The organism is Paenibacillus sp. GbtcB18 (assembly GCF_019091125.1).
Classification (GTDB): domain Bacteria; phylum Bacillota; class Bacilli; order Paenibacillales; family NBRC-103111; genus Paenibacillus_F; species Paenibacillus_F chitinolyticus.
The window spans coordinates 319,924-334,858 of sequence record NZ_JAGXJX010000003.1; the positions used below are offsets into that span (position 1 = coordinate 319,924).

A 14,935-nucleotide genomic window follows, 5' to 3' on the forward strand; every position below is an offset into this window, starting at 1 on the left:
ACCTGGCAGGGCTTAGTTTAAAAAGCGAATTCAATCGCTTCGACCGAACTTTTCGTCCCGCTCGAAGGCTTCAGGCATTGGATCTCGCTTAACCGGTTTTCGGGATTTTCGCAAATCTGGGATAAGATGTACAAGTAATCCTGGACCATTGTCCGGATTCTCGCTTCTTTGAACAACTTCGTCCCGTAAAAGAACCCTCCGCTGAGCGTGCCGCTATCTTCCGTCATGAACAAGGTGAGGTCGAATTTCGCTTCTTCCAGATCGTCCAGCTCATAAGGTTTGAGACGAAGAGTCCCGAGCGAAGCTTCATGTTCCTCGATATTTTGCATATCGAACACCGTATCGAACATCGGATTGCGGCCGGCATCCCGCTTCACATTCAAACGCTCGACAAGCTCTTCGAACGGATAATCCTGATGCTCGAAAGCTCCCAACGCCGATTCCTTCACTTCCTCCAGGAGGGAAAGGAAGGTTTTGTCGCCGGCAGGCCGATTGCGGATTGCCAGCGTGTTGACGAACATGCCGATAACCGGCTCCAGATCGGCATTTGTTCTGCCTGCAACGGGCGTTCCGACAATCACATCTTCTTGTCCGCTGTATTTGGACAGCAGCACGTTGTAGGCGGATAAAAGAATCATGAACATGGTGCTTCCGGACCGGGCTGCCAGATCACCCAGCTTGGCCGTGAGTTCCGCACCGACTTCAAATTCCAGATGAGCGCCCTCATAACTACGTACCGGCGGCCGCTCATAGTCGGCCGGCAGCTCCACGTCGGGCAGATCGCCGGCCAACGCTTCCAGCCAGTACGACTCCTGCTGCCGTATGCGTTCCTTGTACGTTTCGCTCTGCTGCCATGCCGCGTAATCCTTGTATTGAATGCGCAGCGGAGGAAGCTCTTCTCCCGCATATAGCCGTGAAAATTCGTCCACCAATATCGACATAGAGACACCGTCGGACACAATATGGTGCATATCGAACATGAGAATGTGCAGTTCCGGCTCCAGCTCAATCAAGCCTGCGCGCAGCAGCGGCGGTATCCGCAAGTCAAACGCACGGACGAAGCTGCGGACGGTTTGCTCCGCGTCTTCTTTTGCGGATTTGCTCGTTTCGACTGCAAATTCCACTTGAGCGTGCACCCATTGAACCGGTTCTCCGTGAACCATTTCAAATCCGGTCCGCAGCGTCTCATGCCTCGCGATCAATGTCCGGAAAACTTCCTGTATCCGGTCAAAATCCACCGGGCCTTCCAGCTGCAGCATTTCCGGCATGTTGTAAAGCTGGTCCGCCCCTTCGAGCGTATGCTGGATAAACAGCCGTTTTTGCGCCGACGAGAGCGGATAATATTCCCGCTCTTCGGCAAGAGGAATAGAGGCATGCTCCTGCCGTTCCATCTTGGCAATTGCCGCCGCCATTTCTTCAACCGTCGAATGACGGAAAACATCTCTTAACGGCAGATCGACGTTCAGTTCCTTGTGCACTTTGCCCACAAGCGTGGTCGCCCGCAGGGAATGTCCGCCGAGGTCGAAGAAGTTATCGCGGATGCCGATTTCCTTCTGTAGACCGAGCACGTCCTGCCAAATGGCGGCCAGCTTCGCTTCCAGCTCCGTGCGTGGCGCGATATATTCCGCGCCGCCGTCTACGCCCGCTTCCGGCGCCGGCAGTGCCTTGCGGTCCACTTTCCCGTTCGGCGTCAGCGGAATCCGCTCCAGCCGGATGAAATACGACGGGATCATGTAGCCCGGTAATTCCTGCGCCAGCGCGCTTCGCAGACTGCTCACGGCAAGCTCGCCGTCAGCTGTGAAGTACGCGCACAGCGCTTTCTGCCCGGCGCCGTCTTCGCGTACGAGGACGACCGCTTCGCGGACGCCGTCCGCCTGGAGAAGCTGCGACTCGACCTCGCCGGTTTCGATCCGGTAGCCCCGGATTTTCGCCTGGTGGTCGATCCGCCCGATAAAGTCCACGTTCCCCTCCGCCGTCCACCGGGCCAGGTCACCCGTGCGGTACAGACGCTCGCCCGGGACGAACGGGCTGTCCACGAACTTCTCTTCCGTCAGATCCGGACGGTTCAGATAGCCCCGTGCCACGCCCGGGCCGCCGATGCATAGCTCGCCCAGAACGCCCACCGGCACCGGGTTCAGGTGCGCATCCACGATGTAGAACCTCGCGTTCAACCACGCTTTGCCGATCGGCACGCTGCCTGTCTCCGGCAGCTTCGCCAGCGGCTCGTCGTAGAAGCTCGAATCAATCGCCGCTTCCGTGACGCCATAGCTGTTGATGATCCGGAACTGCGAGCCGAAGCGTTCCTGCAACACGCGGTAATCGCCAACGCTGCAGCTGTCGGAGCTGGTGATGAGCAGCTCCATCGAACTCATATCCAGCTCGTGCTGCGCCACATGTTCCATAAACGGCACGATGAGCGCCGGGGTCGATTCGAACACGGTGATCTGTTGTTCCTGGATCCATCCGTGCAGACGGGCCGGGTCGATCCGATCGTCCTTCGGCACGATGACCATGGTGCCGCCGTTGTACAGCGTCCGGGCGATATCTCCGACGAACACGTCGAAGGAGAAGCTCGCGAGCTGAAGCAAGCGGACCGGGAAGCGGTCCAGCCGGTATTCCTGGCGGTAGGCGGCGGCTGTGTTCACCAGGCTGCGGTGCTCGATCATGACGCCTTTGGGCCGTCCCGTCGTACCCGACGTGTAGATCACATAGGCGAGATCGTGCGGCTGGGTTTCGGCCGGGACACCGTTCGGTGTGCCTGATACGGACAAGCTGCCGAACGCTGCACTGTCAGCCGCATTCTCTCCGTCCCCGCTGTACGACTTCTCGTCGTCCAGGCAAAGGATCGTGCGCAGCGCCGTCTCTTCCGCTTCCAGCCAAGCCTCGGCGCTCTCTCTGAGAGGCGTCTGCGTCAGAAGCACCGTCGCCCCGCTGTCTTCGAGCATAAACCGGATGCGGTCGGCCGGATAATCCGGGTCAAGCGGCACATACGCGCCTCCCGCTTTCCATACGGCGATGACACCGACGAGCAGCTCCACCGAACGCTCGGCCAAAATGCCGACGATCGACTCTCTGCCGACTCCGCCGGCGCGCAGTGTTGCCGCCAGCCGGTTCGCCTTTTCATTCAGCTCCCGGTAGGACAACTGCTTGTCTTCGTAGACAACCGCCGTCGCATCGGGAGTCGAGACCGCCTGTTCCTCGAACAATCGGTGGAATGTCTGCACCTGCGGAAGCTCGGACATCGCCGGATTGAACGCTTCGAACAGCTGCTCTTTTTCGGAAAGAGTGAGCAGTTCCAGCTCGGCAATCTTTGCCTCCGGTTTCTCCGCTATGGCACCAAGCAGCTGCTCGAAATGCCGGGCCATCATTTCCACCGTTTCTTTTCTGTATAAAGCGGTCGAATATTCAAAGCTGTAATCCAAACCACCGCTGTCTTCCATTACATCCAGGCTCAAATCGAATTTGGCCATGGTACTGTCGCTCGGATACGAGGTCAGCCGGAGACCTTCAAGTTCAAAGTCTTTGTTATCCGTATTTTGCAGCGTAAACATGGTATCGAAAAGCGGATTGCGGCTTAAATCCCGGGCAACCTGTACCTTTTCCACGAGCTCCTCGAACGGATAATTCTGGTGCTCATACGCGCCGAGAGTCGTTTCCTTGACCTCCTGCAAGTAAGAGAGGAACGTTTTCTCTGCGGCCGGATAGCTGCGGATCGCCAGCGTATTAATGAACATTCCGATCAGCGGCTCCACATCACCGTGGTTTCGGCCCGCTATCGGTGTGCCGACAATAAGGTCTTCTTGTCCGGTATATTTATGCAGCATGACCGTATACGCCGCAAACAGAACCATGTAAAGCGTGGTTCCGGTTTCCGCCGCAAGCCGCTTCAGAGCATCGCTTTTCTGAGCTTCGAGGAAATATTCGAGCGTCTGTCCTTCATAGCTCTGGACGGCGGGACGGGCATAATCCGTCGGCAGTTCCAGCACCGGCAGTTCTCCCCTGAAAACGTTAAGCCAGTAAGCTTCCTGGCGTTTCAGCTGCTCTTTCTGCGTTTCGGACTGCTGCCAGACAGCGTAGTCCTTATACTGAATGCGCAGCGGCTCCAGCGTTTCTCCGCTGTATAAGCGGACGAACTCTTCCACCAGCACATCCATCGAAACTCCGTCGGACACGATATGATGCATGTCGAACATCAGAATATGCCGCTCCTCCGCCATTTCGACTAATCCTACGCGCAGCAAAGGGGGTTTGGCCAAATCGAACGGACGGACAAAATCCCGCACCGTTTCTGCCGCTTCTTCCTCGGCCGCTGAAAAACGTTCCACGGAAAAATCCACGTCCGCATACACTCGCTGCACCGCTTCCCCGTTCACCATTTCAAAGCCCGTGCGCAGCGTCTCGTGGCGCTGGATGAGTCTGCGAAATGCTTCCTCGAACCGGTTCTGATCCAATGCCCCTTCGAGCAGCAGCGCTCCCGGCATGTTATAGCTCAGCTCCGCTCCCTCAAGCTGGTTGAGAATGTACAACCGCTTCTGCGCCGATGATTGCGGATAATATTCCCGCTCTTCGGCAAGTGGAATGGAGACATGCTCCTGCCGCTCCATGTTGGCAATTGCCGCCGCCATTTCTTCAACCGTCGAATGACGGAAAACGTCTCTTAACGGCAGATCGACGTTCAGTTCCTTGTGCACTTTGCCGACAAGCGTAGTCGCCCGCAGGGAATGTCCGCCGAGGTCGAAGAAGTTATCGCGGATGCCGATTTCCTTCTGTAGACCGAGCACGTCCTGCCAGATGGCGGCCAGCTTCGCTTCCAGCGGCGTGCGTGGCGCGATATATTCCGCGCCGCCGTCTGCGCCCGCTTCCGGCGCCGGCAATGCCTTGCGGTCCACTTTCCCGTTCGGCGTCAGCGGAATCCGCTCCAGCCGGATGAAATACGACGGAATCATGTAGCCCGGCAGTTCCTGCGCCAGCGCGCTTCGCAGACTGCTCACGGCAAGCTCGCCGTCAGCCGTGAAGTACGCGCACAGCGCTTTCTGGCCACCGCCGTCTTCACGGACGAGGACGACCGCTTCGCGGACGCCGTCCGCTTGAAGCAGATGCGACTCGACCTCGCCGGTTTCGATCCGGTAGCCCCGGATTTTCGCCTGGTGGTCGATCCGCCCGATAAAGTCCACATTGCCGTCCGCCGTCCACCGGGCCAGGTCGCCCGTGCGGTACAGACGCTCGCCCGTGACGAACGGGCTGTCCACGAACTTCTCTTCCGTCAGATCCGGTCGGTTCAAGTAGCCCCGTGCCACGCCCGGGCCGCCGATGCACAGCTCGCCCAGAACGCCGACCGGCACCGGGTTCAGGTGCGCGTCCACGATGTAGAACCTCGCGTTCAACCACGCTTTGCCGATCGGCACGCTGCCTGTCTCCGGCAGCTTCGCCAGCGGCTCGTCGTAGAAGCTCGAATCAATCGCCGCTTCCGTGACGCCGTAGCTGTTGATGATCCGGAACTGCGAGCCGAAGCGCTCCTGCAGCACGCGATAGTCGCCAACGCTGCAGCTGTCGGAGCTGGTGATGAGCAGCTCCATCGAGCTCATATCCAGCGCGTGCTGCGCCACATGTTCCATAAACGGCACGATCAGCGCCGGCGTCGATTCGAACACGGTAATCTGTTGTTCGTGAATCCAGCCGTGCAGACGGGCCGGGTCGATCCGGTCGTCTTTCGGCACGATGACCATAGTGCCGCCATTGTACAGCGTCCGCGCAATATCTCCGACGAACACGTCGAAAGAGAAGCTCGCGAGCTGGAGCAAGCGGACCGGGAAGCGGTCCAGCCGGTATTCCTGGCGGTAGGCGGCGGCTGTATTCACAAGGCTGCGGTGCTCGATCATGACGCCTTTGGGCCGTCCCGTCGTGCCCGACGTGTAGATCACGTAGGCGAGATCGTGCGGCTGGGTTTCGGCCGGGACACCGTTCGGTGTGCCTGATGCGGACAAGCTGCCGGATGCTGCACTGTCAGCCATGCTGCTCAACGTAGCGCCGCCTCCTTGACCCGCAGACACCCGAGAACCCTCTACACTGTCATTCGCATTCCCCACACCCTTGCTTCCGACAGCCGCATTCTCTCCATCCCCGCTGTACGACTTCTCGTCGTCCAGACAAAGGATCGTGCGCAGCGCCGTCTCTTCAGCTTCCAGCCAAGCCTCGGCGCCCTCTCTAAGAGACGTCTGCGTCAGCAGCACCGCCGCCCCGCTGTCTTCGAGCATAAACCGGATGCGGTCGGCCGGATAATCCGGATCAAGCGGCACATACGCGCCTCCCGCTTTCCATACGGCGATCACGCCGACGAGCAGCTCCACCGAACGCTCGGCCAAAATGCCGACGATCGACTCTCTGCCGACGCCGTCCGCGCGCAGCGTTGCCGCCAGTCGGTTCGCCTTTTCATTCAGCTCCCGGTAGGTCAGTTGCTTGTCTTCATAGACAACGGCCGTCGCATCGGGAGTCCGTACCGCCTGTGCCTCGAAGAGCCGGTGGAACGTCTGCACCTGCGGAAGCTCAGACATGGCCGGATTGAATCCTTCGAACAGCTGCTCTTTTTCCGAAAGCGTAAGCAGCTCCAGGTTGGCAATTTTTGCCTCCGGATTCTCGGCGATGGCACCGAGCAGTTGCTCGAAATGCCGCGCCATCCGTTCTATCGTTTCTTTTTTATACAAGGAAGTCGCATACTCCAAGCTGCATTCTAGACCGCCGCTTTCTTCCACGACATCTAAGCTGAGGTCGAACTTCGCCATGCCGTACTCGCTCGGATAAGAAGTAAGCTTGAGGCCTTCCAGCTCAAATTCCTTGTTCTCCAGGTTTTGCAAAGAGAACATCGTATCGAAAATCGGATTACGGCTCAAGTCACGGGCCGTCTGTATTTTTTCGACCAGCACCTCGAACGGATAGGTCTGATGCTCGTATGCACTCAGAGTCGTTTCTTTGACCTCTTGCAAGTAGGACAAGAACGTTTTGCCGGCGGCCGGGTAATTGCGGATTGCCAGCGTATTGACGAACATTCCGATCAGCGGTTGCACGTCCCCGTGGGTTCTTCCGGCAATCGAAGTCCCTACGACCAGATCTTCCTGAGCGGTATACTTATGCAAAAGTACCGTATAAGCGGCAAGCAGCACCATATAAAGCGTCGAGCCGCTTTCTGCCGCAAGACGTTTTAAAGCTTCGCTTTTCTGCGCGTCGACAAAAAATTCAAGTGTCTGTCCTTCGAAGCTCTGTACGGCCGGACGGGCAAAATCCGTAGGCAGCTCCAGTACGGGCAGCTCTCCCCGGAAAACATCGAGCCAGTAAGCTTCCTGCCGCTTCAACTGTTCTTTCTGCGCCTCCGATTGCTGCCATAGCGCGTAGTCCTTGTATTGAATGTGCAGAGGTTCCAGCTCTTCGCCGCTGTACAGCCGGACAAACTCCTCCACCAGCACATCCATCGAAACGCCGTCGGACACGATATGATGCATATCGAACATCAGAATATGCCGGTCCTCCGCCAGCTCAATCAAGCCAACCCGGAGCAAAGGCGGCGTCGCCAAGTCGAACGGCCGGATAAACTTCTGCACGGCTTCGCCCGCCTCTTCTTCGCTTGCCCGGATATGCTCCACGAAAAAGTCCGCGTCGCTGTATACCCGCTGCACCGCTTCCCCGTTTAGGATCCCGAAACCGGTGCGAAGCGTCTCATGACGGGCGATCAGTCCACGGAACGCTTCTTCGAATCGATGCCGGTCCAGCGCTCCTTCCAGCAGCAAAGCTCCCGGCATGTTGTAACTTTGGTCCGCCCCTTCAAGCTGTTGAAGGATGAACAACCTTTTTTGCGCGGAAGATAGCGGGTAATAATCGCTTTTCTCTGCCTTAGGGATTGAAGAGAACGAAAGCTGCGTCAGGTTTGCAATCGCTTGAGCCATCTCTTCTATCGTCGAATAAACAAAGACATCCTTCAGTGGAAAATCTACGTGAAGCTCTTTACGTATCCGACTGACAAGCGTTGTCGCCCGCAGAGAATGTCCTCCGAGTTCGAAGAAATTATCCTTCACGCCAACTTTCTCGAGTCCGAGTACGCTCTGCCAGATTGCGGCCAGATCCTTTTCCAGCGGGGTCCGTGGTGCCGTATGCTCCGTCCCCTCCTGCAAACTGAGTTCCGGCGCCGGGAGCGCTCTACGGTCCACCTTGCCGTTAGTCGTTAACGGCATTTCCTCCAGCTGGACAAAGTAAGAAGGAATCATATACCCCGGAAGCTCCCGGGATAAGGCGCTTCTTAACCGGCTTGCCTGCAGCTCGCCGTCCGCCGTGAAATAGGCGCAAAGCTGTTTGTCTCCGCTGGTGGTGTCACGGGCGATTACAGTCGCTTTCCGGATGGATTCCACCTTCAGCAGTTGTGCCTCTATCTCGCCAAGCTCGATCCGGAAGCCGCGGATTTTCACTTGATCGTCCATCCGGCCCACATATTCGATCGTTCCGTCCGGCAGCCATCTCGCCACATCCCCGGTCCGGTACATGCGTTCTCCGGGAACGAAAGGATTGTCCACGAATTTCTCCGCCGTCAATTCAGGCCGGTTCAGGTAGCCCCGGACCAGGCCCTCGCCGGCCACGCACAGCTCCCCGGCTACACCGATCGGCTGCAGATTGTTGCGGGCATCCACGATATAAGCCGTCGTATTGCTGATCGGACGACCGATCGGAACATTCACGGCATCCTCGGCCACTTCGTTCACCACATAGTACGTCGCGTACACCGTGCTCTCCGAAGGGCCGTACAAATGAATGATTTTGCCTGGACCCAGATGAGCGACCGCTTTACGGACATGACCGACCGAAACACGCTCTCCGCCGAACAGAATGGCCCGCATATGCCGCAAGCAATCCACATTTACATCCACGAGCACGTTGAAAAAAGCGGTCGTTATGAGCGAAACCGTGATCCGCTGCCTTTCGATCAACTCGGCCAGCTGCCCGATTTCCAGCATGATCTCTCTCGGAATGAGAACGAGGCCCGCCCCGTTGACCAAAGCGCCGAAAATGTCGGAAATCGACCCGTCAAAAGAATAACTGGACAACTGAAGAACCCGGTCCTGCTCCGTAATCTCGACATAGTTCGTATTTCGTGCGATCCGGATAATGTTCCGGTGCGATACCAGGTTTCCTTTCGGATTTCCGGTCGTCCCCGAGGTATAGATCACACAGGCCAAATCGGCCGTTTCGTTGATTCGTTCCAATTCCGACCCGTCGGGGTGGTAAGACCCTTCCTCATCCAGTACGATCACGACTCTTTGGACCGGAATCCGTTCCTGCAGATGACGCTGCGTCAGCATCACCCGGGCGCCCGAGTCTTCGATGAGGTACCGGATACGTTCTTCCGGGTATTCCGGATCGATCGGTACATAAGCGCCGCCCGCTTTCAGCACGGCCATAATGCCGACGATCATCTCGATCGAACGTTCGACAACAATGCCTACGAGACAGTCCCGTCCGACTCCTTCGCCCCGAAGCGTCCGTGCCAAGCGGTTCGACCGCTCATCCAGCTCGCGGTACGTAAGTTCCTTTTGCTCAAATACGACCGCCACTGCATCCGGTATCCTCTCCGCATGTTCCTCAAAAAGCTGATGAAGGGTTTTATCCCGCGGGAATTCCGTCGTTGTGTCGTTGAACGCTTCAATAATTTGCGACTTTTCAGCCGCCGTCGCAAGCTCCAAATCGCCCACTTTGACCCCGGGATCGTTCACGACTTGTTCGAGCACATGCAGAAGTTGTCCCCGCAAACGCTCGATGTCCGCTTTGGCAAATACGCCCGCATTGTAATCGAAGCGTATTTCAATGGCTTCTCCTGGCACGACCGTCATGTTAAAATCGTAATTCGTCTGTTCCGCCATCTCGACATCGGTGATAGTCAGACCGCCCGTTTGGCTGCCGCTCGCCTGCTGCATCTGCTCGTCCATCGGGTAGTTCTCGAATGCGATAATATGGTGGATAAGATCCTGCTTCTGGGAGCTTCGTGCCTGGATCTCATACAATGGATAATAATCGTAGCGGCCGGATTCCAGAGCCTGCTCCTGCACCTTGGCCATGACCTCGGCAAAAGACGTATCCGGCTCGCTCGTTACCCGCACCGGTACCGTATTGATGAAAAGACCGATCATCTCTTCGATTCCCGGTATCTCAGCCGGTCTCCCAGAGACGACGCTGCCGAACACCGCATCCCCCGTCCCGTTAATCTTTTGCAAAACGACGCCCCATGCCGATTGCAGCAAGGTGTTTAACGTAACCTGCTGCTGCTTGGCCACCCGCTCCATCCGTTCGCTCAAGCTTTTGCCCAGCTCGCAAACGACGTGTTCCGGAAGAAACGGTCCGCTTTTCGCATCGGTCTTTTTGGGAAGCTCCGTCTGTCCGTCATACCCTTCCAGATAGCCGGACCAGTAGCGGGAAGCACTTTCTTCATCCTGTTTCTCCAGCCACTCGATGTATTGGCTATAGTCCGTTGAAGCGATACGTTCCGGCTTCTCATTCCGGACAAAGGCCGAGTAAGTTTCGAACAACTCCTGCGTAAGCTGCGGCAAGCACCAGCCATCCATCAAAATGTGCTGGAAGCTGAGCAGCACGTGATAGCGGTGTTCATCCGTCCGGAGAACCGTGACACGCACAAGCGCATCCCGCTCCAGATCAAAGCCCCGTAGCCTGTCTTCTTCCGCTTTCTTATCGGTATAGGCTGTGCGTTCCACGGAATCCAGCTGCAGCAGATCTTCATATTCAAACCCGACGGGCTTATCCCGGTACACGATTTGCAAAGGATCCGCTCCAGCGCCGCTGTAAAAATTAGTCCGCAGCACGACATGCCTCGCAGCCAATTCGGCCCAGCTTTTGGAGAAAACATCGACATTCAACTCACCCAGCAGAGTAAAACGCGCTTGCTCGAAGTAGGCGCCTGTCTGCGGGTCCATTGCGCTGTGGAACCACATCCCCTTCTGCATAGGCGTGAGGGTATAGATATTCTCGATTTCGCCGATAGGCGCCGTGTCTTCGGCAATCCGCTCCATGTCCGTAACGGTCAGACCTTTAAACTGTACGTCGCTAGGCGTCAGCTCCGTCTTCTCTTTAGCCGCGCAGTGGGCGATGATTTCACGGAGGCTCTGTTCCAGCAGCGAAACCAGTCTCTCTATTGTCGCCTTGTGGAACTGTTTCCGGCTGTAGCTCAGGTCAAGCGACAGCGAACCGTTCAGCACCATGCCGTTGATGTCCAGCACGAAGCTGCGCGCCTGCCGGTCGCTTGCCGGGCTGCCGCCGGGATACGGCGATAGGCCCATCTCGTTATTTTGCAGATCGTCGTCGAACTGGCCCAAATAGTTAAAGTTAATTTCCGGTTCGGCCCCCCATACCATGCCGTCCGTCTTCTCCGAAAGGTACCGGCATACCCCGTATCCGATCCCTTTGTTCGGAATCCGGCGAAGACTTTCTTTTACCGCTTTGATTTGATGCGACAAGTTTTTGCCGCTCTCCGGCTCCAGCACAACGGGGAACTTGCTCGTAAACCAGCCTATCGTACGCGTAATGTCAATATCCGTTCCGATGAACTCACGCCCGTGGCCTTCCAAATTTACAAGGATCCGGTCATGTCCGCTCCATTTCTGTACGGCTGTTCCCAGAGCGGCAATCAGGATATCGTTCATTTCCGTGTTATAGGCCCGGTGTACCCGTTTCAGCAGCAGCTCCGTTTCGTCGGGAGTCAAGACGGCAAAGAGCGATTCACTGTCCCGCTGCAGGGAATCCCGCGCATCCATATCTTTCGGCAAAGAAGACACGGGTGTACGTTCCACGTTCTGCCAATAGGCCTTCTCCTTCTCCATGTCCGGGCTTTGCGCGTAGGCCGCAAGCTGCCCCGACCAGGCAAGGTAGGAATCGGTTTTCGCGGGAAAACGGATGTCTTCTCCACGGCCTGCCTGCTCGTACCCGAGCGCGATATCTTCCATCAAGATCCGCCACGATACACCGTCCACGACGGCATGATGAACCGCGATAAGCAGATGATCGCCGTCCGCGCAGCGGAACAGGCCCGCTTTTAGGAGCGGCCCGTCTTCCAATCCGATTCCGCTCTGAATTTCGTTCGCCTTCGCTTCGACCGCGTCTCCCGGATTTGCAGCCTCCCTGAAATCGGTGATTTCCAGGCTGTACATTTCGCCTTCCCCGATTCCGCGGTTCCAGGCCGTATAGCCCTGCTCCGTTTTGCGGAACGCCATCCGCAGCGCATCGTGATGCTCCGTTAACTTCTGCAGCACTTTGCGGATAGCCGTCTCATCGAAGCCGTCTTTGCGGTGCAGCAGTACGGATTGGTTAAAGTGATGCGCATCCGCGAATTCACGCTCGAAAAACCACTGCTGAATAGGAGTCAAAACGGCGACTCCTGTCACTTCCCCCTGATCGACCTTCCGGGCGACCGGCTTCACGTGCGGGCTGAGCTGCGCGATCGTCGGATATTTGAACAAGTCGCGAATTTCCAGCTTGTAGCCGGCCTGGTGCAGCCGGGAGGAAACTTGAATCGACTTGATGGAATCACCGCCGAGCTCGAAGAAATGATCCGTGACTCCGACCCGTTCGGTATTCAGCACGGCCTTCCAAACGTCGGCAAGGGCTTGCTCCGCTTCGTTTCGTGGCGCGACATATTCGCCTCCACCGAGCGCGTTTCCTTGCGGGGCAGGCAGCGCCTTCCGGTCGATTTTCCCGTTCGGCGTCAGCGGCATTCTCGGCAGCTGAACGAAATGCGCCGGAATCATATAACCCGGCAAGTTTTGCGACAGCGCTGCTCTAAGATCACTGACAGTCAGCGATTGGTCTCCCACAACGTAAGCGCACAATTGCAGTCCGCTCTCTTCTTCGCGGGCGATGACGATCGTTTCCTGTACGGACGGAATTTTCAGGAGCTGTTCTTCAATCTCGCCCGTCTCGATCCGGTAGCCGCGGATCTTCACCTGGTGATCGATCCGGCCCATGTATTCGATGTTCCCGTCAGGAAGCCAGCGGGCGGAATCCCCGGTCCGGTACATCCGCTCGCCGGGGGCAAAAGGGTTGTCGACGAACTTCTCCTCCGTCAGCTCGGGGCGATTCAAATATCCCCTCGCCAGACCGACGCCTGCAATGCACAGTTCACCCGCTACTCCTTCAGGCACAGGCTGTCCGTGCTTGTCCACGATATAAATCTTGTGATTATGAATGGGACGGCCGATGGGAACCGACTTCAAGCCGGTATCGTTCGGTCCGGCGGCCCAGACCGTAGTGACGATCGAAGCTTCCGTGGGTCCGTAGGCGTTGAAATACCGCACTTTGTCTTTCCATTGCTGTACGAATTCGGCCGATACGGCCGAGCCCCCGGTAATGAGCTTTTGGAGCCCCGTCATATGATCCGGGTTTAAATAAGCGGCGTACGTAGGCGGCAGGATCGCGGCCGTAATGCCGTTCTCGTCCATGTAGCGTTCGAAAAGCTGATAATCAAGAATGGTGTCGGACGTCGGAATGTAGAGGGCGGCTCCGAAAAACAGCGCCTTGAACACTTCCCAGCACGACGCGTCGAACGACAAACTGGCGAACTGGACGACTCTGTCCGATCCGGTGATGCCGAGCGTGTCCCGGAACATGTTCTTCAAACTGACCAGCCCGTGGTGCTCCACCATCACGCCCTTAGGCTTGCCCGTCGTTCCGGACGTGTAGATGACGTAGGCCAGATGGTCCGGCCCGTTAACCGGCTGCGGATTGGTGCCGTCTGCGCTGTAAGAGCTCTCGTCGTCAAGCGCCAATACAGTTCCCGCATAGGGAACGCGGTCCAGCAGTCGCCGCTGAGTCAGCAGCAGCTTTGCGCCCGAATCTTCCAGCAGGTAGCGGATGCGCTCCTCGGGATATTCGGGATCGATCGGCACGTACGCGCCGCCGGCTTTCAGCACCGCTAAAATACCGACGACCGTTTCCAGCGATCGTCCGGTCATCAGGCCGACAAGCTGATCCGGCTGCACACCCTTCGCACGCAGCGTATGCGCCAGCCGGTTCGCCCGCTCGTTCAGCTCCCGGTAAGTGAGACGTTCCTGTTCGAAAACCACCGCTGTCGCATCCGGAACCCGTACAGCCTGGTCCTCGATTAGGCCGTGAATCGTTTTTTCCGACTCATAGTCCGTTTCCGTCTCGTTAAAAGCTTGAATAAGCCGATGCTCTTCCTCCGAAGACAGCATAGCCGTTCCCGCCGCTTCCTGATCAAGGTTATTTAAACCGCCCGCCAACAAACGGTCCAGATGATCGACCACCCTGGTCATAAAGCCCGCGTGATATAAATTTTCGTTGTACCCGATTTGTAGATGGATCGAACCGTCCTCCAGACGGAATTGGAACAGGCAATCACAGACGACATTCCCGCCGACATCCGTGCCGTGCAGCTCATTCAGAGAAACGAGCGTGTTGACGACCGGCACTCCGTCCGTGTATTGAAGCTCCAGCTTTTCCGTCATTTTGAGAAACGGAATCTGCTGATGCCGGATAGCCTCGGGAAGAGAAACCTTCAATTCGTTCAACACCGATTTGAAGGTGGACTCGCCGTCGATCCTATTTTTCAGAATGACCGTATGATTGATGGGCCGCCGCGTCTCCTGCGATTTCTTCACAACCGGCATGCCGACAAGAACAACGGAATCACCCGTATATTTGTACAGCAGGACTTGAACTCCCGCCAGCAAAATCATATAGGCGGCCAGAGGCGCGCCTTTGCTCATCTGAATGACCCGCTGCGCCGCCGCGCCGGACAAAGTTCCGGAAACGGACTGAACGTTTGGAGCCGCATGGCTCGGAGCCTTACTGTACGGCAGCAGGGTAAGCGAATCATCTTCACCTGAAAATTTTTCGTTCCAAAAAAGGATTTCTTTTTCAAAAGCCACCTTCATCG

At 57.0% G+C, this 14,935-nt stretch carries 1 protein-coding gene; it reads right to left on the minus strand.

Annotation, left to right across the window (positions count from 1 at the left end; translation table 11 throughout):
• Nucleotides 1–17: 17 nt before the first annotated feature.
• The gene (locus KVT34_RS11930; protein ID WP_217558844.1) at nucleotides 18–14,933 is read right to left on the minus strand and encodes a non-ribosomal peptide synthetase; all 14,916 of its coding nucleotides are present in this window, start codon (nucleotides 14,931–14,933) and stop codon (nucleotides 18–20) included.
• Between the last annotated feature and the right edge of the window lie 2 nt (nucleotides 14,934–14,935).

What these genes read in the sequence shown, in the direction of transcription:
- KVT34_RS11930 (WP_217558844.1), bottom strand. Translation starts at nt 14,933, where the DNA reads ATGAAGGTGGCTTTTGAAAAAGAAATCCTTTTTTGGAACGAAAAATTT.